Annotated in this window: 39 protein-coding genes and 1 pseudogene; 3 read left to right on the top strand and 37 right to left on the bottom strand. The window is 59.6% G+C overall.

Features of this window, described 5'->3' with window-relative positions; genetic code table 11:
* Positions 1–7 precede the first annotated feature (7 nt).
* The 33 genes from G7K71_RS08625 to G7K71_RS08465 all read right to left on the bottom strand — a co-directional run bounded on the left by G7K71_RS08625 (position 8) and on the right by G7K71_RS08465 (position 21,082).
* Positions 8–1,426, bottom strand: coding sequence for a DUF2586 domain-containing protein (locus G7K71_RS08625; protein WP_166342697.1), 1,419 nt, complete (start codon positions 1,424–1,426; stop codon positions 8–10).
* Between the two features lie 5 nt (positions 1,427–1,431).
* The gene (locus tag G7K71_RS08620) at positions 1,432–1,641 is read right to left on the bottom strand and encodes a hypothetical protein (RefSeq protein ID WP_166342696.1); all 210 of its coding nucleotides are present in this window, start codon (positions 1,639–1,641) and stop codon (positions 1,432–1,434) included.
* A 3-nt stretch (positions 1,642–1,644) separates the two neighbouring features.
* Complete coding sequence (locus tag G7K71_RS08615; protein ID WP_166342694.1) at positions 1,645–2,163, bottom strand: hypothetical protein; 519 nt, start codon at positions 2,161–2,163, stop codon at positions 1,645–1,647.
* A complete protein-coding gene (locus G7K71_RS08610; RefSeq protein ID WP_166342692.1) occupies positions 2,151–2,630 on the bottom strand; it encodes a phage virion morphogenesis protein in 480 nt (159 codons plus the stop codon). Before G7K71_RS08610 ends, G7K71_RS08615 begins: the two co-directional genes overlap by 13 nt.
* Positions 2,630–3,076, bottom strand: a complete 447-nt coding sequence (locus G7K71_RS08605; protein WP_166342690.1) for a gp436 family protein — start codon at positions 3,074–3,076, stop codon at positions 2,630–2,632. The genes G7K71_RS08610 and G7K71_RS08605 overlap by 1 nt, the downstream gene beginning before the upstream one ends.
* Positions 3,076–3,291, bottom strand: coding sequence for an HI1506-related protein (locus G7K71_RS08600; protein ID WP_166342688.1), 216 nt, complete (start codon positions 3,289–3,291; stop codon positions 3,076–3,078). The genes G7K71_RS08605 and G7K71_RS08600 overlap by 1 nt, the downstream gene beginning before the upstream one ends.
* A 17-nt stretch (positions 3,292–3,308) precedes the next feature.
* The gene (locus G7K71_RS08595; protein WP_166342686.1) at positions 3,309–4,184 is read right to left on the bottom strand and encodes a Mu-like prophage major head subunit gpT family protein; all 876 of its coding nucleotides are present in this window, start codon (positions 4,182–4,184) and stop codon (positions 3,309–3,311) included.
* A 15-nt stretch (positions 4,185–4,199) separates the two neighbouring features.
* Positions 4,200–4,604 (bottom strand): hypothetical protein, encoded by a 405-nt coding sequence (locus G7K71_RS08590; RefSeq protein ID WP_166342684.1) that lies wholly within the window; start codon positions 4,602–4,604, stop codon positions 4,200–4,202.
* On the bottom strand, positions 4,604–5,935 hold the full coding sequence (locus tag G7K71_RS08585; RefSeq protein ID WP_313884846.1) for a phage protease: 1,332 nt from the start codon (positions 5,933–5,935) through the stop codon (positions 4,604–4,606). The genes G7K71_RS08590 and G7K71_RS08585 overlap by 1 nt, the downstream gene beginning before the upstream one ends.
* Before the next feature lie 247 nt (positions 5,936–6,182).
* Positions 6,183–6,896 carry a phage minor head protein gene (locus G7K71_RS08580; protein ID WP_166342682.1) on the bottom strand — a complete coding sequence of 238 codons (714 nt, stop codon included), beginning with the start codon at positions 6,894–6,896 and terminating at the stop codon, positions 6,183–6,185.
* Positions 6,880–8,430, bottom strand: a complete 1,551-nt coding sequence (locus G7K71_RS08575; protein WP_166342680.1) for a DUF935 domain-containing protein — start codon at positions 8,428–8,430, stop codon at positions 6,880–6,882. The genes G7K71_RS08580 and G7K71_RS08575 overlap by 17 nt, the downstream gene beginning before the upstream one ends.
* A complete protein-coding gene (locus G7K71_RS08570; protein ID WP_166345238.1) occupies positions 8,430–10,064 on the bottom strand; it encodes a phage terminase large subunit family protein in 1,635 nt (544 codons plus the stop codon). The genes G7K71_RS08575 and G7K71_RS08570 overlap by 1 nt, the downstream gene beginning before the upstream one ends.
* Positions 10,065–10,066: 2 nt before the next feature.
* Positions 10,067–10,612 (bottom strand): phage protein Gp27 family protein, encoded by a 546-nt coding sequence (locus G7K71_RS08565; RefSeq protein ID WP_166342674.1) that lies wholly within the window; start codon positions 10,610–10,612, stop codon positions 10,067–10,069.
* A gap of 1 nt (position 10,613) precedes the next feature.
* Positions 10,614–10,916 (bottom strand): hypothetical protein, encoded by a 303-nt coding sequence (locus tag G7K71_RS08560; RefSeq protein WP_166342672.1) that lies wholly within the window; start codon positions 10,914–10,916, stop codon positions 10,614–10,616.
* Positions 10,917–11,024: 108 nt separating this feature from the next.
* Entirely contained in the window at positions 11,025–11,237 is a 213-nt protein-coding gene (locus tag G7K71_RS08555; RefSeq protein ID WP_166345235.1) for a hypothetical protein, read from the bottom strand.
* The gene (locus G7K71_RS08550; protein ID WP_166342668.1) at positions 11,231–11,617 is read right to left on the bottom strand and encodes a phage holin, LLH family; all 387 of its coding nucleotides are present in this window, start codon (positions 11,615–11,617) and stop codon (positions 11,231–11,233) included. The genes G7K71_RS08555 and G7K71_RS08550 overlap by 7 nt, the downstream gene beginning before the upstream one ends.
* A 3-nt stretch (positions 11,618–11,620) precedes the next feature.
* Positions 11,621–12,394, bottom strand: coding sequence for an N-acetylmuramoyl-L-alanine amidase (locus G7K71_RS08545; RefSeq protein ID WP_166342666.1), 774 nt, complete (start codon positions 12,392–12,394; stop codon positions 11,621–11,623).
* Between the two features lie 11 nt (positions 12,395–12,405).
* Entirely contained in the window at positions 12,406–12,732 is a 327-nt protein-coding gene (locus tag G7K71_RS08540) for a hypothetical protein (protein ID WP_166342664.1), read from the bottom strand.
* A gap of 133 nt (positions 12,733–12,865) precedes the next feature.
* Positions 12,866–13,285: a phage protein GemA/Gp16 family protein gene (locus G7K71_RS08535; protein WP_166342662.1), complete on the bottom strand. Its 420-nt coding sequence runs from the start codon at positions 13,283–13,285 to the stop codon at positions 12,866–12,868.
* 3 nt (positions 13,286–13,288) lie between these two features.
* The gene (locus G7K71_RS08530; protein ID WP_166342660.1) at positions 13,289–13,744 is read right to left on the bottom strand and encodes a hypothetical protein; all 456 of its coding nucleotides are present in this window, start codon (positions 13,742–13,744) and stop codon (positions 13,289–13,291) included.
* Between the two features lie 29 nt (positions 13,745–13,773).
* Positions 13,774–14,172: a DUF5406 family protein gene (locus G7K71_RS08525; RefSeq protein ID WP_166342658.1), complete on the bottom strand. Its 399-nt coding sequence runs from the start codon at positions 14,170–14,172 to the stop codon at positions 13,774–13,776.
* A gap of 26 nt (positions 14,173–14,198) precedes the next feature.
* Positions 14,199–14,729, bottom strand: a complete 531-nt coding sequence (locus G7K71_RS08520; protein WP_072870698.1) for a hypothetical protein — start codon at positions 14,727–14,729, stop codon at positions 14,199–14,201.
* A gap of 10 nt (positions 14,730–14,739) precedes the next feature.
* Positions 14,740–15,090 carry a hypothetical protein gene (locus tag G7K71_RS08515; protein WP_166342656.1) on the bottom strand — a complete coding sequence of 117 codons (351 nt, stop codon included), beginning with the start codon at positions 15,088–15,090 and terminating at the stop codon, positions 14,740–14,742.
* A gap of 109 nt (positions 15,091–15,199) precedes the next feature.
* Positions 15,200–15,703 carry a host-nuclease inhibitor Gam family protein gene (locus G7K71_RS08510; protein WP_207712553.1) on the bottom strand — a complete coding sequence of 168 codons (504 nt, stop codon included), beginning with the start codon at positions 15,701–15,703 and terminating at the stop codon, positions 15,200–15,202.
* Positions 15,700–15,927: a hypothetical protein gene (locus G7K71_RS08505; RefSeq protein ID WP_166342654.1), complete on the bottom strand. Its 228-nt coding sequence runs from the start codon at positions 15,925–15,927 to the stop codon at positions 15,700–15,702. Before G7K71_RS08505 ends, G7K71_RS08510 begins: the two co-directional genes overlap by 4 nt.
* Complete coding sequence (locus G7K71_RS08500; protein WP_166342652.1) at positions 15,902–16,114, bottom strand: hypothetical protein; 213 nt, start codon at positions 16,112–16,114, stop codon at positions 15,902–15,904. The genes G7K71_RS08505 and G7K71_RS08500 overlap by 26 nt, the downstream gene beginning before the upstream one ends.
* Positions 16,096–16,665: a hypothetical protein gene (locus tag G7K71_RS08495; protein ID WP_166342650.1), complete on the bottom strand. Its 570-nt coding sequence runs from the start codon at positions 16,663–16,665 to the stop codon at positions 16,096–16,098. Before G7K71_RS08495 ends, G7K71_RS08500 begins: the two co-directional genes overlap by 19 nt.
* A gap of 239 nt (positions 16,666–16,904) precedes the next feature.
* Positions 16,905–17,093, bottom strand: a complete 189-nt coding sequence (locus tag G7K71_RS08490) for a hypothetical protein (protein WP_166342648.1) — start codon at positions 17,091–17,093, stop codon at positions 16,905–16,907.
* 10 nt (positions 17,094–17,103) lie between these two features.
* The gene (locus G7K71_RS08485) at positions 17,104–18,132 is read right to left on the bottom strand and encodes an AAA family ATPase (RefSeq protein ID WP_166342646.1); all 1,029 of its coding nucleotides are present in this window, start codon (positions 18,130–18,132) and stop codon (positions 17,104–17,106) included.
* A 28-nt stretch (positions 18,133–18,160) separates the two neighbouring features.
* Positions 18,161–20,206 carry a Mu transposase C-terminal domain-containing protein gene (locus tag G7K71_RS08480; protein WP_166342644.1) on the bottom strand — a complete coding sequence of 682 codons (2,046 nt, stop codon included), beginning with the start codon at positions 20,204–20,206 and terminating at the stop codon, positions 18,161–18,163.
* Between the two features lies 1 nt (position 20,207).
* On the bottom strand, positions 20,208–20,366 hold the full coding sequence (locus G7K71_RS08475; protein WP_166342642.1) for a hypothetical protein: 159 nt from the start codon (positions 20,364–20,366) through the stop codon (positions 20,208–20,210).
* Positions 20,367–20,399: 33 nt separating this feature from the next.
* A complete protein-coding gene (locus G7K71_RS08470; protein WP_165613268.1) occupies positions 20,400–20,570 on the bottom strand; it encodes a hypothetical protein in 171 nt (56 codons plus the stop codon).
* A gap of 14 nt (positions 20,571–20,584) precedes the next feature.
* Positions 20,585–21,082, bottom strand: coding sequence for a hypothetical protein (locus tag G7K71_RS08465; RefSeq protein WP_166342640.1), 498 nt, complete (start codon positions 21,080–21,082; stop codon positions 20,585–20,587).
* A gap of 371 nt (positions 21,083–21,453) precedes the next feature.
* Here G7K71_RS08465 and G7K71_RS08460 point away from each other — a divergent pair, with 371 nt between their 5' ends.
* Positions 21,454–21,774, top strand: coding sequence for a hypothetical protein (locus G7K71_RS08460; RefSeq protein ID WP_166342638.1), 321 nt, complete (start codon positions 21,454–21,456; stop codon positions 21,772–21,774).
* Here the strand turns inward: G7K71_RS08460 and G7K71_RS08455 are convergent.
* From G7K71_RS08455 to G7K71_RS08440, 4 genes are all read right to left on the bottom strand, one after another.
* Positions 21,771–21,998 (bottom strand): hypothetical protein, encoded by a 228-nt coding sequence (locus G7K71_RS08455; protein ID WP_166342636.1) that lies wholly within the window; start codon positions 21,996–21,998, stop codon positions 21,771–21,773. The two genes, G7K71_RS08460 and G7K71_RS08455, sit on opposite strands and share 4 nt — an antisense overlap.
* Before the next feature lie 136 nt (positions 21,999–22,134).
* Entirely contained in the window at positions 22,135–22,308 is a 174-nt protein-coding gene (locus G7K71_RS08450) for a hypothetical protein (protein ID WP_166342634.1), read from the bottom strand.
* A gap of 27 nt (positions 22,309–22,335) precedes the next feature.
* Complete coding sequence (locus G7K71_RS08445) at positions 22,336–23,178, bottom strand: Bro-N domain-containing protein (protein WP_166342632.1); 843 nt, start codon at positions 23,176–23,178, stop codon at positions 22,336–22,338.
* A gap of 93 nt (positions 23,179–23,271) precedes the next feature.
* A complete protein-coding gene (locus tag G7K71_RS08440) occupies positions 23,272–23,508 on the bottom strand; it encodes a helix-turn-helix domain-containing protein (RefSeq protein ID WP_166342630.1) in 237 nt (78 codons plus the stop codon).
* A gap of 116 nt (positions 23,509–23,624) precedes the next feature.
* Between G7K71_RS08440 and G7K71_RS19365 the strand changes: the two are divergent.
* Together G7K71_RS19365 and G7K71_RS19360 are read left to right on the top strand one after the other, a co-directional pair.
* Positions 23,625–23,813: pseudogene (locus G7K71_RS19365) on the top strand (helix-turn-helix domain-containing protein); the annotation flags it as partial.
* 12 nt (positions 23,814–23,825) lie between these two features.
* Positions 23,826–24,140, top strand: coding sequence for a hypothetical protein (locus tag G7K71_RS19360; RefSeq protein ID WP_243174783.1), 315 nt, complete (start codon positions 23,826–23,828; stop codon positions 24,138–24,140).
* The last annotated feature ends 853 nt before the right edge of the window (positions 24,141–24,993 follow it).

Here is a 24,993-nt window from a genome sequence, read left to right as displayed (position 1 = left end):
ACCCCCTTTAAGCCGCGGCCCGGAACGGGTTCTCGAAGCCGATTTCCAGCTCGATCCACCGCATGATGGCCATGGGCACAATGCGCACCTTCACGCGGATCTTGGACGTGGCCAGCACGTCCTGGTCCCGCGGGATGACCACGCGGCCCCGGGCAATCTCTCTGGCCCCCACCATATTGTCCAGGGGCGCGGTGAGCTGCGCCTCCGCAGCCGAGAGGCTCTTTTCCATGTTGGTGGGATCGATTTCTGCGTGTTCAAGGCGCAGTGCTGCGGCGCGCACCTGGGCGCATGCCTTATCCATCACCCTGCGCAGCTCCACGTACTGGAAATCGCTGGTCGGCTCCGCCGCCATCCGGCCGTTGGTGACGTAGAGGCCGGACAGGCCGATGTACTGCCGGAAGGTTACGAAACCCGCCTCGTCCAGGGCGAGTATGTGGCCGTCGTTGATCCCCGGAGGATTCAGGCGCACCACCGCCGGCAGCGGCCCCTCCATGACCTCGCCGGGCGACCGCTGTACCGGTATCGAACTCACCCTGCCCGCGTATATGCCCGCGCCGTTGCGGTCCACGATCCGGCCGGTGCCCATGTCCACCAGTTCGAACCGCCCGGCGCAAATACTTACCCGGGTGCTGGCGAAACCGCTTTTCTCGGCAAGCAGGGCGCTCACCCACTGGTCGACCGTCTCAGTGCTTTCCGGTCCGCGCGCTTCGGAAAGGAAATGGATGTAGCGGTACCTCGTTTCCGCCTCCGCTGCCTTTGCAGCCAGGGCCGCCCACATGGCTGCGTCTGAATCCCCCACTGCGTGGATGAACTCGTACAGGTATTTTGAATTTAAAAGCGTGTCGATGGCCGCGTTTACGCTGTTGACCGAAGGCCGCGGCGCCGTGGTCCTGCACGTGTACCTGTCGCCGGCCAGGAACGAATTGTTCGGGTCGGTTACATACTCTGAGAAATTCAGGGTCAGACCTGTTCCCGGAATCTCGTACGTCAGCGCGGTTGGCACGGTGATCTTGGCGGAGAACGTGTCGCCGCCGTCCAGGCTGTACCTGAACGTGGCCACGTTCTTGGCACCCGGGTCCACTATCTCGACCACCAGTTCGTAGGCGTCCAGGGGGGAGCCTGTAACGTTGAGATCGCCCTGGCCGGTCTTGGTTTTTGTCACCGTCCCGATTTGTCCCGGGATGTCGCCGTTCGCCCGCACCGCGTATACCAGGCGCGCTCCGGCCGCAAAGGAATCGTACAGAGCGTTTGCCAGCGGACCGGTGCCGAATAGATCGGCGATTTTGCCCGGGTCGGTCACGGACACGATCTCGCCGACCGTGCCGGCCGAACTTACGCCGACCTTGGCGTGCAAACCGGACGTACCCGGCGGCAACATACCTAGACCGCCATCCAGAATTTTTACAGTTACATCAGGCAGGGGCACTTACCTCACCTCCTCGACATCGGACCGGAAAGCCACTTGGTTAAGGCCTCCAGGAACTCTTGCTCGCTGACCCGTTTTCCCTGGCCCCAGGCCATCGCCACTTTCAAACCGGCCATGGTCCAGGCCGGCACGCTGTGGCGCGCTGCCAGTTCCTCGATGGTCAATAGCTCTCCTTGGGGAAACTCGACCGCCTGCGTCTCGTCCTTCTTCGGCAAGGTTTACACCTCCTGGCTTATCTCGCCTTCCACCTGCAAAGATGTCTCAAGATCATAGACCTTCACCACCCGGTCCGCATATATCCCGCCCTCGAAAACGACCAGGATGTGCGCCGTTTCCCTGGGCTTGAGCAGGCTCGCCTCTTCCTCGGGTTCCGCCCCCTGGGCGGCGACCAGGATCGCGTTGCCGCCCGTATCGAATATCCGCCGGGTCAGGCCGGAAAGGAACGCTTCGCCCGCGGCGTCGGCCGCCGCCCGGTCGCGGTGGACAATGGTGACCAGAACTTTGACCGTGCGCCTGTACAACCGGCGCCTGAGCGTGCGCTCGTCGGGACCCGGGCCGTCGGCCCTGGCCACAAGCGAGCCGTCCCGCTGCGCGGTCTGCCCGTCTATCATCACCACGGCGTAGGGGAGAGCCTGGTGTTTTGCAGCGTCTTCCGCCCGGGTATACACCCGCATGATACCGAGGCTTTTCAGGTGTTCCTCCAGGTATTCGCGGCAGCTCCCGATCACTTCAAACACTCCTCCAGCCGCTCCCGGATGATTTCGCTGATGGCCACCTGGTCATCATCGCTCAAGCCCAGGAAGGGTCGGGCGGGAATGCGGACCAGTTTTTTTACCGCCCAGCGCCCGCCGACCTGAAACTTCAGCGCTTTGGCGCGACTGGGCCGGATAGTGGCCCCGAACTGGTGCACTGGCGCACGCTTGTCGTTGGTGCCGACCTCCACCCTGTCCGGCCGTGCCGCATAGCTGATCGAGTTGCGCAACCGCCGGGTGTCGGAGAGGGTCTGGCCGCCTTCTTCCCGTGCCCGGATCGACTGCGGCCACTTCGTGCCGTCCGGCGCGGTTTCAGTTTTGAACCGCTCCTGGGTGCTGGAAACCAGGTGTTCGCCGATTTCCTTGTGCAGCCGGGTCCAGTTTACCCGTGCCAGGCGGTGCAGGTTTTCTTCGAGTTTTTTCCAGTCACCTTCCAACCTGACCCCGCTCATCAAAAGGCCTCCAGTTTTTGCCGGGAAAAAACTCGCGTTTGGCCCCGAACTTCCACCTCCGACGAGGAACGGGGCTCGGGGGCGCCCAGGGAAATGAGGCCGCGGGCGATGTTCTCCAGGGTACGCACGGCCGCCCTGTATCGGTCGATGACGGATTTGTCCGCGCTATCCTCGCTGTACCCCCGGCGGGAGAACAGGTTGTATGCCGCTATGTCCACCGCAAGCTTGCGGATGAATCCGGGAACGGGGTCGAAGGGCACCGGGTAGCGCGCCTGGCAGTAACCGTTTATCTCATTGGTGGCATCCGCAATGGCCTCGTTCAGCCGTGCGGTGATCTCCTCCCCGGCCTGGTCCAGGCCGGCTGGTCCGCTGCCCTCGTCGTCGGTTAGTTCGATGAGCACACTTTCCGGGAGCCGGCGTTTCAGGTCTTCGATGGTGCAGTACATTAACTGTCACCCGGTTCCGGCCCGGTCACGCCCTTGCTTTTCTGCTTCCCTGGCTCTTCCCCGGGTATTTCTTCGACAATAAGCATGGGTTCGGATTTCAGCCTTTCAACCTGTTCAGGCGCGAAGGTGCCGTCGGGGTAGATAACCGGCGCGGCGGGATGCGCCACGCCGCACCGCCGGAAACCGTCCTTTTTCGAGATGATTTTAAGCGGCAATGCAATCACTCCCCCCATCAAGCCGTTCCGGTACTACCGTAGGCGAGCTGCCAGAGCCCGTACCCGGCGTTGTCGATGCTGTCGATGCCGTAGAGGAACTTCTTTTTCATGAATACAACTTCGTCCGTAAGGCTTTCAAAGCCTACAAAGTCGACCTGCTTCACGATTTGCAGTATGAAGGGTTTGATCGGCTTGGACAGGTCGAGCAAGAACCACATCGTGGGGTGCGCCGCCAGCTGTGGCAGTAGCAGGGGTTCTGCTGAACCGCGGTTGATGTTTGTGGCGCCGTACTGGTCGCGTTCCGCGGTCAGGATCTCCAGCGCGGTAGCGCGCAGCGCCGGGCCGAACACCAGGTGCGTGGGCGTGATGTTGAGCGGCTTGCCGTTTTCGTCCGTCAGGCTCATCATGGCCGCGTAGGCGGCGTTGTAAGACGTCGCGCTGAGTGGCGCGCTGGTCCTGTTGGAGCCCCCTATGTGATCCTCGTCGAAGAAATACTGGCCGTCGTAACACGTCTGGTTGAACCCGTTCACCAGGAGGTCGATGATAAGGTCCATGTAATGCTCCGCAGCCGCCCGGGCAAGCATCTGTATCCGCGGCCGCACCAGGTTCAGCTTGTCGAAGATGATCTCGTTGCGGTCGACCTCGATGGTTGCTTCCCAGTCCTTATTTTTGATGGTGAACCCGTGGGCGGCCAGCGCATGGATCACCCGGTCGCCGACCCACTCGCGCATCCGGGGCAGGGAAGCCAGCCAGTTGTATGTCTCTTCCGGGGAGGTTGAATTGACCACCATGGCCAGGAGCTCGTACGGCGTCTTCACGCCTTCCAGGCTTTCGAAAAACAGCGCCCGGAACCCCCTGGCTGCGGCTTTCAGGTTTTGAGCGTTCAGAAGCAAGCGGGTTCTCCTCCTTTACCTGATTTCAACCCATACACCGTCCGCCTCTACTCCCAGGACCTTCCCGGCCCGGGAGCGGGTTCCGGTCCCGTCGGTGGCGGCCACCGTTTGATCGTCCACGATGTAGCAGTCCCCCAGCACATGGGCCTGGCCCACCGGGTCCGTACCGCTGTTGGCGAACTTGAACACGCCCCGGCGGACGGTTACCCACCTGGCCCCGTCGGCCCCACCCGTGTTGTCCGCCTGTTCCTCGGCCCGGCCGGCCGCCTTCAGGCCCGTGGTCGTAGATCCCGGAACCGCATAGCCGCCTGTGTTCAGGGCCACCAGCGCCCCCGCGTAGATTTTGGCGTTTGCGGCCACGGGGAGGTGCAACAGTTCCCCGGTGCGTACCGGTGTGTTGCGGTCACTGCCCAGCGGCATCAGGAATCACCCCCGTATTTTTTGTAGGTTTCGTGGGAAATACCCAGTTGCTTGCACACCAGAACGGCCGCATCGTCCAGCGCAGTCTTGTTGTCATCTTTGCCGCCGCCGGAAATGTCCCGGCCTACCGGTACCACCTGGGGGGCATGCTCGATGAAGGCCCGGAAGCCTGCCGGGTCCTTGAGCGCGTACTGCTCGGCCCATTCCTTTTGTGCCGGGGCAATCTTGCCGGCCTTCAGGGCCATTTCCACCAGTTCGTCCCGCTCTTTCAGGGCCAATTTTTCCTTGAGGGCGTTGAACTCTTCGATGCGCACGTAACCGCTCGGGTTTTTGAGCGCCAGGATTTTGCCTTTGACTGTGTTCAGGTCGGCGTTTTCCGGAACTTCGAGCAGTTCCAGGACTTCTTTGGCCGCAATGACTTTCCCGGCGGACTCAAGGCGCGCATTTACGTCCCTTACGCGAGAGAGAACCTCTTCCTGGGTCGCCGTATCCGGTAGGTTCAGCGCACTCCGCAATGCTTTGAGCAGTTCTTCCAAACCCGAACCCTCCTTGTTCACCTGGAAGCATGCGCTTCCTGATTTATTGACCAGCGGCACCATGCCGTCAATCGCCGGCGTATTTGTGAGCGCGAACGAGTGCAGCCGCACCGCACGCCGGTCGCTCCGCCGCACCAGGACCACTGGCGAGAGGTACCGGTATTCTTTGTTCCGCAGGTACTCCGCCGCGCGGGGAGTCCACTCCACCCGGGCCCAGATGCCGTCCGCCCCCCGGTCCTCCAGGCCCTTGACCCATCCGGCCGCAGGGGCCTCCTGGCCGCTCAGGGTCTGGTGTTCATAGTCAATGACCATGTCGTTCTGCCGCGCTTTCCAGTTGTGTAGTATCTCCCGGACGCTTTCCTCATCAACAACGAAATCACCTTTCTCGGAACGGACCTCCCCAAACGGCAGCACCTGGATAAACTCCGGCACCCGGCCCGGACCAGCATCAACGCTCAAAACGATCTGCCGCAGGTCCTTGTTTTCCTGGGCGTACTCGCCGATCTTGAATTTTTTCTTCTTCGCCTCCAGCCGGCGGGAGATAATCTCCCGCTCTTCCTGCGTGTACTGCCTGCGGTTGTCTTCCTGCGCCCAGTAGCGCGCCGCCACCCGTGTCTGCTCCGCATCAGGGCAGGGGTAACGGTAATTGACCGGGTCCAGATAATCCTCGTCGGCTATGTCCGGCCACCGTTCCCGGTGCTCGGAAGGAATGGTTACGTTTCCTCTTTCCTTAATGCCGATTCCGTAACGGCGCGCCCGCTCTTCCTGGCGCCGCCTGGCTTCCTTGTCCGCCACCCGTTACCACCACCTTCAGGGCCGTTACCTTACGTTACTGGCCGCCACACTTTCCTTGATTTTCGGGAGTTTGCGGCCTTTCCGCCGCCTGTTACCCTTCGTTACCCATCGTTACCGCCCGTTACTGTGTTGTTACCTTACCGTTACCTTTCGTTACTTGTTGCTTTACCTGATCGTTACCGGCCCGTTACCTGATCACTTTTTCCCCGTTGGTTTGTTACCGCCGCCCGTTACTTGCTAACTAAAATCATTCCGTTGCCCTGGCCTGGTACGCCTGGCGCAAGGCCGGCGGGTATTTGCTAAGGTCCGGCTCCCACTTCGTTTTCGCCGGGTTGTGAGCAAACCCCGGGTCGGGGAGCAGGGGGCGGGCCGGCTGGCCGGGCGGTTCTATCATCCCGGGCACTTCCGTCTCCACCGTCAACCCGCGCCGCCGGACCTGCTCCTCGCTGAGGCTGATCACCCCGCAGCGACACCGGTACCCGTTGGGGGGATACCAGGTATCCCAGAACGGGTGGTCGTAGCGGTACACCTTCCCGTCCAGCGCCCGGTGTGTTGGCCTGGTGCGCCTGTCGTTAACCGCATTGTACATCCAGTACGGCCGCCGCTCAACGATATCGGGATCCGTCATTCGCCGGTAATGGCCGACCATATAGGCAGTCTGGATGTTGGTACGGAAGATGTTGTCCAGACGGTAGGGGGTGAGACCCTGCCAGCCCCGGCTTTCAAGTATCTCGTTCACCTGCCGCGCGAAATCCTGTTGCGTCAGGCCCTCTTCGATGGCCCTGAGCAGGGCCTCGTAAATGTCCTTGAGCACGTCCAGTGCGGCAATACCGGCCACCGAGAAGGCCAGACTCCTGTACTCGCCCCAGAGCTTCTCGAAGTCGCCGGGCGGGAGCACAACCTTGTCCCGGAAGAACTCCACCGCCTCCTCGAAAGCAAGGGGCTCAAGCCTGATGTCCATCGGCCACCCACCTTCCGAACAGGTCCGCTACGAACATGGCCCGTGCGACCAGTTCTTCCAGCTCCGCCGTGTCCATTTCCGGGTAAACCTCCGGCAGCCGGTCCCGGATCTCCTCCAGGCTCGCCCCGGACTCAATGAGCTGTCGCAGCGGGGCCAGGAGCGTTTCCAATGCGGCCGCAGCCCGCTCGCGCGCCCTGTCGGCCAGGTCGTCGACCGCCGCCTGCGCTTCCTCCTGGGGAGGCGGGGGTACATCTTTCAGCGCCTTCAGCGCCAGCCCCGTGGGCGAGACTGCCGCACCCGGCGGAGTCAGGATCTCTTCTCCCGACTCCGGCTCCGGGATGCCGAACTTTTCGTAAACGTGCTTTTTGGCCACGGGCAGGCCGCAGTCTTTAATCAATATGCTGTAGACCCGGGCCGTTTTTTCCAGGTCCTCCGGCTCGGACAGGTCGAACTTCAACCAGGGTAGGTTCGGGCCGTCCCCAAGGTTGAACCGGACCAGCGGGCGGAAGAGATCCCGCCGCAGGGTTTCGGCCAGGGCCTTGGCATCCGCCCTGGTGAGGTCGCGCCGAACCTCGTTGTGCGTCTGGCTGGCGGCGTAGGAACCACGGTCGCCCACGTCCGCCGTCAGGGTCTGGCCGAGGATGGCCTTGCTCATCTCCTTGTTGCAGAACTCGGCAAGGGTTTCGTAGACGTTGTCCGTCGCCCCCTTGACCGCCTGCACGAACTCGATCTCAGTGCTTTTAGAAATGATGCCTGCGGCGTCGGTACCCAGCTGGACGATGGCCTGGATCAGCTTTTCTTTGTCCTCCGGGCTGGTGGAAGCATCGTACTTGCCGACCCTGAGCGGCATACCGTAGACCTCGGCAAAAGTAACCCAGTCCTTGACCGCATAATTCTTGAACAGGTACATCCAGGCGCAAACCCGGACGATGCCGGCCCGCGACGGGTGGCCGCTCCTGGCCCGGTAGCGGTGGACGACGAACTTGTTCTCCGGGAGCTCGATGCCGCGTACCGGCTCCTGCTCGGTCAACAGGCGGAACTCGTCCTTTCCACCGAAGGTGATCCGCTTGGGGTGGACCCACTTCAAGCGGTCCACCATGGCCATGCCGCCGGCAATTTTCCACATGATCTCGCAGACCGAGAACCCCTTGCCAATGGCGTCCAGGAGGTCGAGCAGTGCGTCCTCCAGGCCCTCGAACTCCAGGGCGTCCTGGACGAGTTGCGCGGCCTTCCTGTCCGCCCGGCTGCTGGAATAGGGGACTATTTCCCAGTCCAGGCCCAGGACGGCCTGCTTGCGCTTCTGCAGCTCGCTAAAAAGGTGGGAGTCCTTCTCCTCCATCTCTTCAAAGAGCTCCATCTGGCGGTAGACGTCACCGGCGTCGGCCTCTTTGAAGATACTGGCCAGCTTTTCTGGCGTTAGCCCCTGGGACGGGTAGGATGACCAGCGGTCGCGCACGGAAACCACCGCGATCTCGTCCAGGAGGGGTCCTTTGCTCTTCTTGATTGGCTTGCCGTCCGGACCGTAAATAACCATCAGTACGCTCCTTTACCGAACCTGGCCCGCCTTGGAACCACCGTAGTGTACTCCACCGGACCTATCTTCAATCCCTTTCCGGTGGCCAGCCACAGGGCAATCCGGGCCGAATTGATTGCCATCCCGTAGTGGTTGGCCACGTTCTTTTTGTAGCGGGCCGGGCTGTCCTCGGACTCTTTCTCTTTTTCCTTGACCAGCTTTTTCAGGTGACTCTCGACCGTACGCAGCACCTGCTCCTCAGCCGGTGTCCGCGGCTTCGGGAGCAGTGCAAGCGGGGGAACGGTGGCGAACAGGTCGGTAGTCTCATCCAGTGATTCGTCGCGGTCCACGGTCACCACGCGCACCGTGCGGTCGCCTTCGCCTTCTGACTTCTCCTTGAGGTCGGAACCTTTGAAGTATTGAATGTATCCCACGGCCCGGGTGAGGCTCCGGACCACCTGCTTGGATGTCGTCTTGTATGGCAATGCGTCTATGACCAGTGCACCGGCGTTGAATGCGTGTTCAAGGTGTTTGACCCGCTCCACCAGGTCCTCGACATCGATCTCCTCGAAGTGCAGAAAGCGGATACCTTCCCCGGCGAAGGGGGCCGCCACCGCGATATGCGCCCGGTCGCCCATATCGATGCCGATACCGGTAATGGTGTCGCCCCAGCGGTCGTGCCAGTAATAATCGCCGGCCTGCCTGACCCTTTGCAGGACCTCGTCCGTTATGGGCTGCATGTCGCCGCCGTCGGGCCTGGCCAGTACGGAGCACCTGAACTTTGCCAGCTTGCTCGGCTTGTTCTGGGCCTTCTGCCACCTGTCCCAGATAAAGGCCAGGTTGAGCCCGGGCATGATCAGCTGCGGCACTCGATAGCTCACGTGGTCACGGGTGCGCTCCGGCTTCTCCGGGATCCAGCGCCCCTCGTTTACGTCCAGGGGGGTGCCGCACTTCACGCACACCAGCATGACCTCTCCCTTATGGCGGATGAAGTTCTGCGGGAATTCGTCCTCCACCACCTGCTCGCGGCGGCATCCCCGGCACCGCACGTGCCAGCGCCGCCGGTCGCCGTCCTGGTACCGCTCATCGATGCCTATGCCGGGGAACATCCCCACCGAGAAAAACCTGAGCAGTGCCAGGTCGGAGGCCGCTATCCGGTCCAGCGACCAGTCTAAGTTTTCCTGGTCGATCAGGTCCACCTCGTCGTACAGGTTGCAATCGCTGGGAATCGAGATGGCCCCCAGGACCGACTGCAGCCCCACGAAATACAGAAAATGCGTGTCGATCTCCTTGAGCCCCGTCTGGTCGGTGCCCCGCAGCCGGCTGCGCAGGTATTCGCTCCGGTTGACGAAGGCATCCATGCGGGTGGTAGAAAACCGGTCGGACATTTTCTGCGTGGGGAGGAAGTAAATTACGTTCCGGCGGGCCTGGTCCAGAAGGTATATGGCAAACCCAAGGAACAGGGTGGAGAAGCCCGTCTGGGCGCCCTTTAGAATGGTCATCTGGCGGTGCTTCATGTTGCCGACGATTTCCACCAGCGCCCTGCGCCGGCTCATGTCCCAGGGTCTCCCGTCATCCAGGCGCACGTTTTTGTGCATCCACTCGGCGAAGTCCAGGCCCGCCTGGCGCTCGCCGATCAGATCCTTGATCAGCATGGCTACTTCCTCAGCGCCTCCGCCTGCCGGTCCACCATCTCCGCCAGCCTCGCCGCCAGTTCCGGGTCGGCGGCCACTTCCGCGCGCAGCGCCTCCTTGATCCTGGACACGGCTGCATCCACGCCCCGGTTGAAGTTGAACTTCAATTGCTCACGGCGCACACCGGAAGCCTCCAGCTTGGCCAGGGCCTTGAGAACTTCCGTTACCTTGGCCTGGGCCAGATCGTCCAGATCCACCTGCATCAGGAACTCCATGATCAGCTGGGTGGCCAGTTGGTTTGCCGCCTCAGCCATCTCCGTGGCGGGGGCGTCGGGGTTGACTTCCACTATCGCCCTGGCCTGTTCTTTTACCACCCGCAGCCGCTCCAGGCGGGAGAGGAAGTCCTTGCCGTACCGCGCCAGGGAACTTTTCCCCACCGGGTGGCCCATCTGGTCGAGCCAGTCGGCGAGCTGCTGGTACGTATAGCCCTCCACCAGCTTGCGGTTGATGGCTTCCACTATTTCCGGGGGGAGGGTCTCGACCTTGAAGTGCTTGCGCCGCTTGCCCACACTACAACACCACGCCGGGGTCAGCCGGGATATTCCCTTCCAGCAGGTCGACACCGGTGGCCGTCAATTTGACCAGGGTGCGGGTTACGCCCAGGATATCGTCCTTTTCCTCCCACCGGGTGATGTAGCCCTTTTCGGCCAGGTATGCCAGGTAGCCGTTCAGAACGGCAGGGGAGGTGGGGCAGGACCGATCGCTAAGGGTGACCTCCAGCAGCTCCACGCTGGCCGGCCCCGGATAAGCCACTTTGAGGATTTGCATTATGTGTCCCCGCACAATACGGGCTTCGTACTTTTCCAGCCCCATCACTTAACGCCCCCAATCAGGCGGTTTAATGCCTTGTTGATTTCGCTCACTTCCTTGCCGATGTTGTCCACCTTGTTGTCCAGCCCGGCAATCGCCCGGATGAAGTCGTCACGTAAGACGTAACGCTGGGGCAGGGTTTCCCTGATGACGTTGAGATCCTTCTGGATGCCGTCGATCTTCTGATCCTGCTCCTGCTGTTTTCTCTTTCACGCTTTGCCTGATGTCGCGCAGGAAATAGGCTATAATTCCCATGGCCACGCACAGAAGGGTGTAGAGCAGCGTGGCCACCGGACGGTACAAATCGGACGGCAGGTCTAGCACGTGCTGCCCGCCTCCTTGCGCACCTCAAGCAGGTCCGCCCACTGGTTGCCGAGCTCGTCCTTGGTGGTTCGCAACGCCCACTCGATCAGGCCCTTGATCTCGTCGTCGGAAAGGGTGATACCCACCCGGGCCGCCTGGGAGGCCAGCCAGGCGGCGGCCGCATTGTACTTCTCCGGACCGCTGGCGCCCTTCCAGGCCTGTTCGACGTACTTCACTGCGATGAGGGCCATGTCTTTCTTTGTTTGCAGTTCCTCCTGGACCCTGCGCAGCTTTTCCACGCCCATCTTGCGCCGTAGCCACTCCAGGCCGGCCGCCACACCCACGGGAATGATGACCGCCAGGGCCGCCCTGCTAACTTCCAAAATCAGTTCGCCCCACAAGCTTTATCCCGCCTTTCGCAGTTCTTCCTGCACGACCTGGCGGACCAGGTCCTTGATCCCGGCCATGATGATGTCCTTGAGCCGCATGCACAGCGCCACACCCTCGGCCCGGGTGAGGCCGTCGTTCGGGCGGAACTTCTCATCCCTGGCAACCAGGCCGCATCCCAGGGCATCCTTGATTATACTTTCCGCCCAGTGTCCCGAGATGTCGGTGAACACTTTTTCCACCTTCCTTCCGATCAGTACCGCCTGCACGTCCTTTTTAAAGCCGCTCCAGGCGGATTCCGCACCGGCAAAACCGTACTGCCGCGCCGTGGCGTCGTTCACGAAAAACCGGGGGCAGTCTTTGCCGGTGACGTCATAATGCCGCCATATGCGGTCCACGCCCCAGCCATAGCGGCGCAGGATGTCGGCCACCAGATCCACCGCGTTCCTGTAAGTCACGGCAAAATCCGCATCGGCATTTACGCAGATCTCAACGCCGATAGTGCAGTCGTTGGGGTAGCGGGACAATTTTTGCAAAGCTTCCGGGCGGTAAACCCGTGCGCCCACGTGGTAGGCCATCTCATCTTCGGGGATGCACAGGATTGCCTCGCGGTCGTCCACAATCCAGTGGGCGGACACTTTATCCTGCGGGTGCGTCTCGAAATAGTCGCGGTTGGCCCGGGCGTTGGCGCCGCGATTGGTGTTGGCCGTCCAGTGCACGACCACCGCCTTGGGCTTGATCTTGCGCCCCGGGCGGTTCGCGGAAGTGAGCAGGAGGGTGCGCTTCTGCATGATTACACCTCCTATATTGTGGGGCGTTGCGGTCCGGGTTCCAGTTCCCCAACCGCCGGCTCGCCAGTTTCCTCCATGACCGGTGCGGGCCGCCGCGCCCCGCTTCTCCGGAGGACTCCCCCGAACCGGGAGGCAACCCGATCGCCGAAATACCCTGCCAGGATGGTGAGTACGGGCCACGAGCACACCGACAGGAAGTCCACGTGCAGGTCGGCCAGCCGGCCCCGCATCAGTGCCGCAAGCATTACGATCACCACCAAAACGTATACCCCTGAAAAAACCAGGGCCAGCGTTTCGGTAATGCTCAACCCGTCGTCGTCGTTGTAAAATCCCCTCATGTTATCGCCCCGGCCGGGTGTTAAAAAATTAACAGTCCCCCAAAAAAGCCGAATGGGGCTGCCGGACGTTCATTCGTCCGGCAACCCCGGTTCCATCGTTGTGATCTGGTTTGTTTGCTTAATTATACCTCACTTACCGGCTGTTGTACAGGGTTTTCTTGCGCCGTTCCACCATTTTCTTAAGGCCTTCGATCACCCGGTACGCACCGGCCGCGTCCAGCCAGCGCAGGTGGGCGACACCGGCCGTACGCCTGACAAAGCCGGCCAGCCGGCGGGGATTGTCGTTCCAGCCCAGCTCCACCGCCAGTTTTTCGATGAGATATATCTGCTGCCTGGATGCGGCGGTGGGGCGGTAGTCCTTGCGGCTGCGGTCCACCAGGTAGTCGATCAGCCTCATGGCGTCCCGCCTGGTGAGCTGCGACAGGCCGTCCACGCCGGCCATGTTGTGCGCCAGCCCGCGCAGGTCTTCGTGGTCCATGCCCAGCTCCCTGGCCAGGCAGAACAGCTTCCGCAGTTGCGGGGCGGTTGCTTTTGCATTGGCGGGCGCGGGCATGTTTTACACCACCTCTCCCGGGGGCTTCCTGCAGACGAGCATCCCGTTTCTCTCGTCCCACACCGCCGGCAGGCGGCAGGGTATGGGCCAGCCCTCGTCACGCAAGAGTTTCCCCAGCTTTGTTGAATTCAGGTAAATTGCCGTGTTCCCTTCCTTTCTCTCTCTCCTCGCCTTTATCCCGTCGGCCGCCTCCCGCAGGGCCAAAAAACCCCTGTTCAAACCCACGGCTATCCGGGCCTCCGGGGCGAACTTGCCTCCCGCCGCATGCGAAAGCCTGATTCCTTTATCCGTAATGGTTAGGCTCAGCTCATCCCTGAAACCGCGCGGCTGGATTTCCGCACCGTACCAGGTGAAGGCGCCGGGGTCCCAGTATGTGACCACCTCGCCGGCATCGTTTTGATCCTGATGATCCTCCGGCGGCGCTGGTTCCGCCTTCAGGCTCTTTAAAACCCTGGGCATTTTATTCCTCCTTCCGGCTAGCTTTTCAATTATTTCTTTGGCTTGTAGTCGACAATTTCTATCCCCACAATGGCATCCTCGAATTCATGCTGGTCGCCGCAATCATTAAGTGTATCTCCTTGCTTATTCGTTAACACTGCTGTATACCAAAAATCGTCGTCAATTTTGAAATTACAATCGGATTTAATTTCAGAGGGATCGCAAAGTGCCAATTCCCAAATAGTATCCGCTATGTCGCTCATCACACTGATCCCCCTGCAATTACCGCCGACCTTTACCCATATGTGGCCACGAAAGTCCCATCTTTGAATGGTTATTTTAATTGTGTGCTCTCCGAAACCATAGGGAGCGTAATTATACATCGTTTTGGTAGCATTGTCGCTCTTTACCGGGCTGGCGGTATCAGGTGCAATCTCTATTCGGTCCAATTTGAAACCCTCCTTGCCGCAACGTATTAAGCGTTTTTCCTCACCGTTTCCAGGCGGAAATCTAGTGAATACTTGAGCTTGCTGAATTCGGCCGCATACTGTTTCCGCAGGGCCTCCAATCCCTTTTCCACTTCCTCCCTGGCCAGCTCCAGCTTCCTTCTTTTAGAGCAGATCTCTTGGAGCCTGGCTTCGACCTCCGCCTTCTCGCTGTCCAGCACCGCCAGCCTGTCGTTAATCGCGCTTATGTGCTGTTGTGCCTGCTCCTGCGCCTCTTCCAGCTTTTTTTTCAGTTCCAGCAGGCGTTCGGTCTGCATCCGGCAGATCACCCGGTTAATGTCTTCGGAAAAACCGAAATCCAGGTTCACCACCGTTACCACGACCTCATCCTTGACGATGAACAATATATTGTCCTTTATGAAATATGCGTTGTCGAGCTCATCATATACCCGGATGGCTTGTTCCAATCCTTTTAGCATTTCGCTCTGTGCCCGCTCGGGGCCCGCATCCGGGTTTACCCTCTCCCGCCAGCGCTTCAGGGCGTGCTTTGATACCTCCACGTTTTCCCTCCTAACTCAGGTACAGGGATTTCAAAAGCGCCCGCCTTCGCTCCCGCTCCTCGTCATCCTGGCGGCGGTTTCTTGCTTGCAGCACGTACCTGGGCCACAGGTCCAGCACCCGGGCCAGGTGGTCCACTTTATCCCCCCAGTACGGGTGCCGGAAAAGCCAGTCGATGCAGGCCTTCCAATCTTCAACCGAAGGCGCGTTTTCCCCGGCGAGCATCGTCCGGGCCACCGCCATCTGCCGCAGGTGCCAGTCCCGGGGGAACTTGTGCACCCCCCGGGACTTGAGCTTCTCCTTCAGGTATTCCGCCAGGTCCTTCTCCTCCGGGGAGAAGGACCGGCCCGCGCGTTTCGCCATCCCTTCCATCACCCTTGCATCCAGTGCCTGGCCACCACCAGGGCCGCCAGGAGGTAGCCCCCCACGAACCCCAGGAAGACCAGCGCAGCTTTTTCCCTGGCATCCATTGTCAGGACACCTCCGCCAGTTTGTCTCTGTTTACTTCGTACCAGAAAACGTCCTCCACCTTCAGCCTGGCACCGACGGATTCTATAACGGTGGGGTCATATTTCTTCAGCTCATCTTTGCTCACCTCTTCCTTAACAATAATGCAATCGGTCATTCCCTTCGCTTTCAGTGCCGCCAGGATGGCTTTCACATTTCGTAAAACCACCTTCGTGGACTGCCTGAACCCCAGCCGGCCGAAGTTGAGCACCTTGGACTTCCGCCCGTCCATGTCCTCCCGGTGCCTTTCGGCAAAGTCTTTCACCAGCAGTTCCAGGTACTCCCGCCGCTCCATCAGCGGCCTGGCCAGCCCGGCCAGTTCCTCCTTCATCGCCATCATCTTTTCGTTGTACCTGGCCTCCAGCCCCTCGATTTCCAGGGTCAGCCGGCCGATTTCCTTGAGCGCATCGTCCACCTCGACCCAATCCTTTAAGCTCCTGATCTTCTCTTCCTCCAGCCGCTTCCTCACGCGCCGCACCTCCTCAGCTCAAATCCGGCCCACCGGTAGTTCTCCCGCCGGCCACGGCGGGCCTTTTCCAGCTCCCGCAGGGTCATCTGTTCAGGCGGATCATTATCCTCCAGCTCAATCAGCAGGTAACGGCCTTTCCCCGGGCATGCCGCCATTACCCGCCCGGCCATCATCGCCCGTCCCGCCACCATCACCCTGTCACCGACAGTAAAGATCTTTTCCACGGCTCATCCCCCCGTTTTTCCTGGCCACCCGCAACAGGTAATTCAACCGCTTCTCCGCCGCCCCCAGCTCCAGCACCGCCGCATCGACCAGGTCCGGGTGGTCGGCGTAATCCAGCCTCTGCCTGGCGGCCTCCACGGCTTCCAGCGCCGCCCGGACCTCATCCCAGGTCACTGCCACCGCCTGCATCTAGATCCCCCCGAATTTGTACATGCTTCTTTAGCGGGCATGTACTTCAACCTGATGCCCGCCACCCGCTTCAGCTTCATACCCAGTTCCCGCGCGATCTCGGCATCGTTCATGCCCCGGGCCGCCAGGACCAGCACCCTGATATGCTCTTCCAGCGTCCCCAGCTGCCTGGACAGCCCGGCCACGCTCCGGGCATCCCGGCCCAGCAGCCGGGCCGCCTGGCGGCAGTCCATCCCGGCGGCCAGCCAGGCCCGCACCCGGAGTTTGTCCTTGATCGTCCACCCGTCGCAGGCCATCATCTCAATCCGCCGGATCTCCTCCGCTGTGAGCAAGCTGTCAGCCGCTTCCACATCCTGCGGGATGGTGGCGGGGCGGGGAGGGGATGTGGCTCCGGCCTGCCCCTCCATCCGCTCAAATTCTTCCGGCGTTATTTCCCTGTATCCACCCGACATCCAGAACTCCTTCAACCGGCAAAAGCCCTCGCCGGTTCGTATGTCCACCCGGCATATGGGGCGGGTGAACCGGTCTACCACGCTTTTCTTGTTCAACATTATCCCTCCTTTCGCGGCCTGCCGCCGGGCACCGGTCCCGGCCCGCCATCGCGGTCGTCAGGTGGGGGAGGCCATCCCCTCCACGAACCCCGGTTTTACCCGGGGTTTTCGGCTATTCCTACAGCGTCATGGCGACGCAAGCTCCAACATATTCGCCATTTTCATATAACAGCTCGATTCCCGCTTTGCCATCGAAAGAACAGTTCCCGTCGCAAAGCGGGTTGTATTAGATGCACTCCCTAATTGTGCAGACTATCGCCATCCGTGCCTGCACCTCCCTCCCGGGGAAATTGGGTCAGGACCCACTCAAGAGTCCTGATTGAAATGTCGTAGCTCTCCCTGTACTGCGGTTTCGCCTTCTCCCTGCAGTCTTTCAGGATCCGGATCCTTTCCGTTATAACCCTCTTTAAATAGTCCTGCTGTTTCATACCCGGCACCTCAGAACTCCAGCCCCAATGTCTTTGGTGACACCAGCATGCCGTCGGCCTCCCTGACGATTTCCGTGGTGATGGTCTCGCCCGGTTCGCACAGGTCCAGGGCGTTCTGCAACAGCCTGGTGAACCGCCGCAAACCCCCGTGGGCCTTGCTGACGGCGGCCGCCACCAGGTAATTCCTGGCCCCTTCCGTCATTCTGTATCCGGAGAGAATTTGCATGGCTTCATCCCTGGTCACGCCTTTCATATAATAGGCCCTGCGCACCCGGCTGTAAAACTGGGCCAGGTTGCTCTGCCCCCCGGGTCCCTTGACCAGGTACTTCGCCAATACGGGCGGACCGGCTAGCACCAGTCCGCTGTGGGCTTCGTCCCATATGCCCCGCAGGACGTCCAGTTTTAAGACCGAGTCCCGGCTGACCAGCACGTCGGCCTCGTCCACGATGATCAGCACCGGGTCCAGGCGCAACTGGTTGACTATCTGACGGGCCATGGCCCGCCGGGAACCGCTCAGGCTCACACCCAGCTTCTGTCCAATTTCGAATAAAAGCTCCTTCGGCGACATGGTCACGTCGGCCTTGATGTACGCCGCCCGCTGCTCCCGCCGGCAGAATTCCTGCAGGGCCGTGGTCTTGCCGCTCCCCGCGGGGCCGATCACTACCCCGATCTCTCCGTCCTCCTGGCACATGGCACACAGGCCGAGCACCTGCCGCAGATCCTCGGTCATGAACAGCCCCGCCGGGAAAGCAGGGTGGGGGAGGATTGTTGTGCTCTCAGCCGCCCGCTCCTGTGTCTCGCCGGCGGCGGCCTGCTCCACCCTGGTCCTGAATTGCTGGAGCTTTGCTATGAGGTTGGCGCTTTTCTTTGTCCCGCTGAGAAACTGGCTGATTAGGGAGTGAGAAACTCCCATCTCACGGGCGATGGTGGTCACCGTCACCCCCCGGTTTTTGATCAGGTCATTCAGCCACGCCCGCAGCTTTTCCGCGTCCTCTTCGATTGCGGGTTGCATTCCGATTACCTCGGCCGGTTCCGCCATGCTCTATCAACCTCCGTAACGTTTTTTCTCATTTCGCCAGCACCCGGTCGCCCCAGGCCAGCAGCAGCCTTTTCGACCGGCTGCCCGCGCCGCTTTTGCCCTTGCCGGGAGCCCGGCTTGCACCTTCCCCGGTGCTCTCCAGCACCTCCCGAACCTGGCGGGCTGCGCTTTCCCCGCCCGTCAGGCGCTGCACGTTTTCATCCACAGCTTTTTCCACAGGTCCGTCCAGGTCGGTGCCCGCGTATGAACGCCTGATGCGCTTGGCCTTCCGCACGATTTCACCAGGTAGGACGTCTTCGATTCCCTCCACGTAGCTGGCCATCTTGAGTTTGAGGGCCTTTTTTACCCGCCGGTTGGCCCGCAGCCTCTCTGCCAGTTCTGCCCGGTCCAGGCCGTGGGCCAGGGCCTCTTCGTTTCTGGCGGTGCCGATGCACTTGCCCCGGTACCAGATCAGCACTTCGCCCACCCGGTGCGGGTCGTACCAGACCTGGACCCATTCGCCCACCAGCATGCCCAGGTCCACGTTGTGCGACCAGTAATCTCTTCCGAGGAGCCTGATATAGCCGGGCTGGACCTTTACGCGCTCCTTGCGCATCATGAGGATGTCCAGGTCACGCTCGTCGACCAGGCCCGGCCGCACGTGCTGCGCTGCCGCGAAGGCGTTTGCCGGCGTGTCTTTAATTTGACTGTGCACCTGGTTGTTGTAAACTTCTACGTACTGCGCCCACCGCCGCACGAAGTCCTCAAACTTCAAGAGCTTGCCCTGCTTGAGCAGCTTTTTCTCGTCGTACCCCGGCGGTCGGTTTTCCGGAGTGTTGCCACAGTAGCCGGGCAGGTAGAGCGTGAACTGGTCGTGCACCGTACGGAACAGGCGCTCGATGGCCTTGCTCCGTGGCGTCCTGGGGATGCAGTTTCTGATACCGATGTCCAGCCGTCGGCACACGTCTTTTATGTATTCGTTGATGTATTCTTTACCCCAGTCGGTGTATAAAGTCCCGGGCAGTCCGTGGGTGATTATGGCGTGCCGCAGGGCCACGGCGATGGTGTCGCTGTTGGCCGGGCCGGCGGTGACGCACCAGCCCACAATCTTCCGGCTGCGCAGGTCCATCCAGGCGCTTAGATTGGGGCGCACCGCCCGGCCGTTGAACTCTAAGAAGATGTCGAACGGGTGCCCGTCTCCTACTATTTCCTCCATGGCCATCAGGTGGCTGTACGTGCGCCGCACCTTGGGCATCATCTTTGACTCGTATTCCTTGTCCCCGCGTGTGGCCAGCACTTCCTCCGCCGGCTTGATGTCCGCGATCACCCGGTATACCGTCGCCCGGGATGGCAGCGGCCAGCCCTTCGCCGCCGCCGCTTTCTTCAGCTCTTCATATACCTTGCTCTTCTTCGGTGGTGGGTACTTCAGGTACATGGCGCGGATGAACTTCTCCACCTCCGGTGTTACCGAGCGCCGGTTCTTGCCTTTTGTGCCCTCGCCCGTCCTGCGGTACCGGTCGTGTACCAGCCCGATCACCCCCTCGTTAAGGTACCGGTCCGCCATCCGGTACAGTGTCGTCTTGCTTACTTTTCGCCGCCTGGCCAGTGCCTCCAGGCGTCTGGCTTTGTCTCCCCAGGGGCCGTTCATCACCTCCAATGCCTCCAGGACAACCGCCTCCCACTTTGCCCTGGCATCGTTGATGATCTTCCGGGCCTTCTCCTCGCCGTACTTGGCAATCAGTTCCGCCAGGGACCCGATTTTTTCCCCTTCATTCGGGTCGTTTTCCGGTTCCGGCGGCGGGGTAGGGGGAGAAGGAGGTGCGGCCGCAACCTCGGCCAGGTAACGCCGCCGGGCTTCCGGGGGGAGGGCATCCAGGGGCACGAGGTATACCTGTCCGCCCAAGCCGCCCCGGCCCGCTTGGACCCGGGCCTGCAGCTCGCCCGCCATGATCTTTTTTCTCACGGCCCGCTCGGTCACCCCCAGGGCGCGCGCCGCCTCGCTTGTGGACAGCCATACCGCCTGCAGCAGCCCAGCTCCCTCCTTTAGCCCATGCAGGGGAAATATGCCAGAAAATATGCCAGAAAAATATGCCACTTTACTTAATCCGCTTCCGGTACCTCTCACGACATTTGTCCTTATATCTTTTGCGTTTTCCAGGCTCGTTCCAACCCCCGGCGTGCCTGCTCTGTTGATAAGTTCCGAGATATCCTTTGAATGCGCTCTTCAGCTCCTCCAGGGTCAGTAATTTCGTCATTTTTAGACCCCCTTGTTTAGCCCGGTTCCGGGCTTAACTCTTCAGCATGACCACCGTATCCCTCACCAGTTCGCCCAGGCACGCGCTGCAGATCAGCTTTCCTCCCGCCGCCGGCCTTAAGTCGCTTATCCTTTCCCATTTGCCCCAGGGGTCCTTCCGCCGCACCCGGGGATGTTTGCCGCACACGCAGCACACTTTTTTCACCGCCCGTACCTCCTTTAGCCGGTAGCCCACATCTTTTCGATCATCTCTCTTACCACTTTTTCCCGCCGGGCCAGGTCCCGCTTTACCTGGTCTATCCGGCCCAGCTCCGCCAGTAGGGCTTCTTTGGATTCAAGGACATAACACTTCAGCATCCGGGCCATCATCCGCAGGGGCTCCAGGTGTCCCGTCACAAGGCAGAACGCCGGGAGGTATTCCGCCGGGAACCGGTGATACTCTTTCGACTCGGCCGTCCACGAATCAAGCTGGCTCTTGGTTATCTCCACCCCCACCAGCTCCGACATCCTGGCCGCCACCTCGTACCGGCTCAGGCTGGACCTTTTCAGCCCCTCGGAAATCGCGTTTCTCAGCCGGCTGGAAATATTGAAGCTGCCCGGCGCCGGTCTCTCCTCCTGCTGCCGCGCCTCGTCTTCCCTGATCACGTCGAAGATCGTGAGCTGCTCGAACCCTCCCCGCGAGGCGGCCACGTTTTTCTTCTTTCTGCCTGTGGCCACCGCGTAATCCCCCCTCAATTCAATAATCCCGCTTCCACAGATTACAAAAATTCTTATAATCCTTCCTTAAACTTGGGGCAGCATCCGGGGGCTGCCTCCGGCCGCCCCCTTTCAGCCGGTGAAGCAGGGCGCGTACCGCATCCAGACCCTGCCTCACCGGCGGTTATATTGTTGACCGGGAGAACCCCCCGGTGTAAAATGGAGTTGCCAGCATCCAAATTACGGAGGTTCTCCCGGTGAATATCACCCGGATTATTCATCCGGAAAGGAGATGAGCTACTATATCAACGATCGCCTCCGACCCCAAGTTTTTAGTCCTGATCCTGGACGCTTTCGTATCAAACTTTCTTCCACCCGCCACTTGCCGCAGATTGGATCTGGTCTACGACAATTGCAAGGATATCGGAGAAGATATCAACATTTATAACCGTTACGACAGCGAGGTAAATGAACATATTGAAAAGCTGGCCAGTATTTTTACCCTCCAGGAGAAGGCCGCCCAATATTTTAAAAAATTACCGCTTCACATACAGATTAACCTTAAAGGTCGTTATGACGCAGCAAGGGAACTGCTTGAAGAAATCAAAAGTGCCACCATCAAAGTCCCTGCCGGTATAGATACCCTCTTTAAATGGTTTTTCATTGAATTTTGGTATAACAGCGATGACTATATTTTTCCGCGGAACTATTAGATATCTTTAAGGAGTTCTTCTAGCTCTTCCTTAAGCTTTAGCACCTTGCAGGCAACTTTAAGCGCAACCTGTTTCGGCAACCTACCATTGCAGAATAGATTTAACATGACATGTGGGACCTCTGAGTACCGCGCAACGAACGCAAACCCTTGTTCTATTATCCACTTCCTGGCTTCACCAATCTTCTCCTCATCATGTGAAACGACCTTGCCCTGCATCTCCATGCCGCTCACTCCTTTCAGCCCGGCCCCTCGCGGGCCTTATCTTTTCACCGGTATACCCCGCCTGTTGGCCGCTCGGGCTAACGCCGCTATTGCCTGACCTCGCACAGGTGGTCCTCCAGCCAGTAGTAATCCATCTTCACGCTGCCGTAAATGCCGTCGACGAACTCCACGAACCGGTACACCCGTCGCCGGCCTGTTCCCGCCCGTATATGATGCCGGTGGGCGTGAACCCCAGGATTAACTTGCACACCTTGGCCGCATCTTCAAAAGGGATCTCAAAAGCGGTTCCCTTTTTCTCGCGCTCCGGCATTTCAAACCCCTCCTTATGGCTTCTCGGTTAAATCACCCCGGGGCCGAAGCCGTCCAGGATGCGGTTCTTGGCGAACCTGGCGATGGAGCTTTTGCCCACGCTGATCCCCTGGGCCTTCAAGACCTCCCCGATCTCCTGATAGCTATATCCCTTGCCCAAAAGCCTTGTCACCAGGTCTGCCACACCCAGCCTCTCTAGCTTGGATACTGACCGCCGACCGCTCTTGGCGCTCTTCTGCCGCTTCACCTGTAGAGTCACCCGCAGGTCCTCACCCGGTCCGGCCTCCGGCACCGGTATGGTGCACCGCGAGGCCGCCGCCCGCTGCAGGAGGGTGACCACCGCCTGCACCACCACCTCCATCTGACCATGCATGGCTGAAAGCAACTGTCCCTGGCCCCGGATCTCCTTCTGTACCGCCTGCATCAGCTGCAGGCTTTGGGCCACCACCTGCCCCTGCTGGACGATCAACTGGGAAAGCTGCTGCACCGGTACCAGGTTGCCCCGCTCCACCGCCTCGTACAGGTCGATTAGGATCTCCTGCACCATCACCGCCCTCGGCTGGTTGGATTTCATACAAACTTTCAAAGCGCCGCGTTTGGTGAAGTATAGAACCGGTTGCTCTCCAGAAGGGGTCGTCAATTTGACGATACCCGCATCCCTGTCAGTGAACGAAGCCTTATTGCGATAGTAAAGATTGTGAAGGTTACGCTCCTGGCTGTACCCCAGCGCCCTGGCCAGGTCCCGCGCCGTCACCACCGGCTGGCCGTCCACCTCCACGATCCGGACCTCGCTCCGCTCTGCCAGCACCGGCAGCACATTTTCCATGACCACACCCGCCTTTCGCCGGAAAATTGACCGTGCCCGGTCCAAAAATTACCGCCTCCTTTCCATTGCCACCCCCTCTTGGTTCTGATAAGATTAAATCGGTGTAAACAAGTTTCCAGTGGAAATGACCGGCGGCCCTTAGCGCGCCGCTCTGCGTTCGACCTCGGGCGGCCAGATCTCGTCTTCCGGCAGGCCCAGGGCCTCGGCGATAACAGGGCGCAGCCGCCGGCCCTTGTAATTGTCTTTGCCGCTAAGCATTCTGGTGACTGCAGGTGGCTTCACCCCGGCCCGGGCCGCTATGTCCACGAGCTTGATGCCCCGTCTCATCAGCTCGATCCTGATTTCCAGGCCGGTCAGGCCCTTTTTTGTGGCCAACACTGAAGCCTCCTTTCCGTAGACATGCCCTTGGAAAATTTTTAACACCCTCTGGACATAATGATAATGTAACTGTGGTGAGTAGTCAATAACAAAAGTTATCTGTGGTGCATTTTATGAGTCTTGCTGAACGGCTGCGAAAAGCCAGGAAAACCCTAAAACTTACGCAAGCTGAATTTGCCAAGCCTCTTGGTATTGATAGGGGTTACGTCTCTTCGCTTGAGCTTGGCTTAAGAGAACCATCTCAGACGTTACTAAGCCTCATTAAACATGAATATGGCATCTCAGATGAATGGCTAAAAACAGGAAAAGGGGAGATGTTTATCTCCCCGGAAGAAACCCTTAAAAACTTGCTTGCCCGCTTTGGAGAGCAGGACTTTCTGAAAGCCGTCAATAGTATAATGAAAGAACGCGGCCTGGCCGTGGCCGCCGGCCGGCCTGCCCACCGCGCCGACACCGGTGACCCCGACCTGGACCGGATGCTGAACGACCTTTACGACCTCTGGTCCGCTGCCGACGACGATATGAAGGGCTGGATTAAAGTTCAATTCCGCCGGGCCTTCCCTGATGATGTCATCGGGGAAGCCCAAAAAAAACAAAAAGAATCCCTGGGGCAGGCCTCCGCTGGCTAACCTTACACTTATTACCAGTTGCCGCCATCTAAATATCTAGTTTACCATAAATTGATGACGGCCCCCACATTTACTTTACCGGTCGGCCCTCCTCGTCCTGGAGATACATCGGCCAGAATTCTTTAATGATACTTTTGTTACCTTAAAGTATTTATGGAATCCGCCAGCAATTGATTTTCCTGCATTCTTACTGCGCCAGGCCTGCGGCAGTTTCAATTTCCCCAGTATTTACAGGACATTCCGCCTTTCGCTGAATATGCATAATTATACAATTCTAATGCATAATTATGCATATTTTGGGACCCTCCCCAGTTCCGCAATCACCCGCCCGCAACTGCACACCCATTGCCCTAAAACCTTGATTTTCAAGGCCTCAGCAGTGGTTCCGCAATCAAAACCGGTTCCGCAATCAAGTTCCGCAATCCAATCCCACGAATTGCCAGTTTTACCATCTGAATTAACCACAAAAATGACCCTCCGGAAGCCCAGCCACCGTATAACACCTTCTCCTCAAAACAATCGTTCACCGACATTGTTACCCTGTATCGATCCTTGTAACTCCCATCATTCCTGGATTCTTGAACACCGGTGCTCCGCAAATCTATGCCCGGTAACGATATAGTAACAGATTATAAATAGCCGGTAACGCACCCACCAGACCACGACTAAATTTCCAGGTAATAATCACCATATTGCCATAAGATTGCAAACACCGGGCCGATCATCTGAATTTTTCTCACACCAAAATGAAAAAAATAAAAGCGGTCCAAACCCGCATCACTCCTGGCTTAACCCGTCTTTTCCCTCCCAAACCCGCCTTATCCCATCTTTTTCATTTTATTTGAGAAATCAC

The sequence above is a fragment of the Desulfofundulus sp. TPOSR genome (genome assembly GCF_011393055.1).
GTDB classification, from domain to species: Bacteria; Bacillota; Desulfotomaculia; order Desulfotomaculales; family Desulfovirgulaceae; genus Desulfofundulus; species Desulfofundulus kuznetsovii.
The sequence above is the reverse complement of the archived record's forward strand: the minus strand, read 5'-3'. Positions and strand labels throughout refer to the sequence as shown.

Coding starts and splice junctions, on each gene's coding strand:
- G7K71_RS08515 (WP_166342656.1), bottom strand. CDS start 15,090: ATGGCGAAACGCGCGGGCCGGTCCTTCTCCCCGGAGGAGAAGGACCTG.
- G7K71_RS08530 (WP_166342660.1), bottom strand. CDS start 13,744: ATGCCCAGGGTTTTAAAGAGCCTGAAGGCGGAACCAGCGCCGCCGGAG.
- G7K71_RS08475 (WP_166342642.1), bottom strand. CDS start 20,366: ATGACGAAATTACTGACCCTGGAGGAGCTGAAGAGCGCATTCAAAGGA.
- G7K71_RS08485 (WP_166342646.1), bottom strand. CDS start 18,132: ATGGCGGAACCGGCCGAGGTAATCGGAATGCAACCCGCAATCGAAGAG.
- G7K71_RS08580 (WP_166342682.1), bottom strand. CDS start 6,896: ATGGACATCAGGCTTGAGCCCCTTGCTTTCGAGGAGGCGGTGGAGTTC.
- G7K71_RS08545 (WP_166342666.1), bottom strand. CDS start 12,394: ATGCAGAAGCGCACCCTCCTGCTCACTTCCGCGAACCGCCCGGGGCGC.
- G7K71_RS08590 (WP_166342684.1), bottom strand. CDS start 4,604: ATGCCGCTGGGCAGTGACCGCAACACACCGGTACGCACCGGGGAACTG.
- G7K71_RS08500 (WP_166342652.1), bottom strand. CDS start 16,114: ATGCAGGCGGTGGCAGTGACCTGGGATGAGGTCCGGGCGGCGCTGGAA.
- G7K71_RS08490 (WP_166342648.1), bottom strand. CDS start 17,093: ATGAAACAGCAGGACTATTTAAAGAGGGTTATAACGGAAAGGATCCGG.
- G7K71_RS08560 (WP_166342672.1), bottom strand. CDS start 10,916: ATGGGGCTGGAAAAGTACGAAGCCCGTATTGTGCGGGGACACATAATG.
- G7K71_RS08495 (WP_166342650.1), bottom strand. CDS start 16,665: ATGTTGAACAAGAAAAGCGTGGTAGACCGGTTCACCCGCCCCATATGC.
- G7K71_RS08535 (WP_166342662.1), bottom strand. CDS start 13,285: ATGCCCGCGCCCGCCAATGCAAAAGCAACCGCCCCGCAACTGCGGAAG.
- G7K71_RS08605 (WP_166342690.1), bottom strand. CDS start 3,076: ATGTACTGCACCATCGAAGACCTGAAACGCCGGCTCCCGGAAAGTGTG.
- G7K71_RS19360 (WP_243174783.1), top strand. CDS start 23,826: ATGTTTATCTCCCCGGAAGAAACCCTTAAAAACTTGCTTGCCCGCTTT.
- G7K71_RS08540 (WP_166342664.1), bottom strand. CDS start 12,732: ATGAGGGGATTTTACAACGACGACGACGGGTTGAGCATTACCGAAACG.
- G7K71_RS08575 (WP_166342680.1), bottom strand. CDS start 8,430: ATGGTTATTTACGGTCCGGACGGCAAGCCAATCAAGAAGAGCAAAGGA.
- G7K71_RS08455 (WP_166342636.1), bottom strand. CDS start 21,998: ATGGAGATGCAGGGCAAGGTCGTTTCACATGATGAGGAGAAGATTGGT.
- G7K71_RS08610 (WP_166342692.1), bottom strand. CDS start 2,630: ATGAGCGGGGTCAGGTTGGAAGGTGACTGGAAAAAACTCGAAGAAAAC.
- G7K71_RS08450 (WP_166342634.1), bottom strand. CDS start 22,308: ATGCCGGAGCGCGAGAAAAAGGGAACCGCTTTTGAGATCCCTTTTGAA.
- G7K71_RS08570 (WP_166345238.1), bottom strand. CDS start 10,064: ATGCTGATCAAGGATCTGATCGGCGAGCGCCAGGCGGGCCTGGACTTC.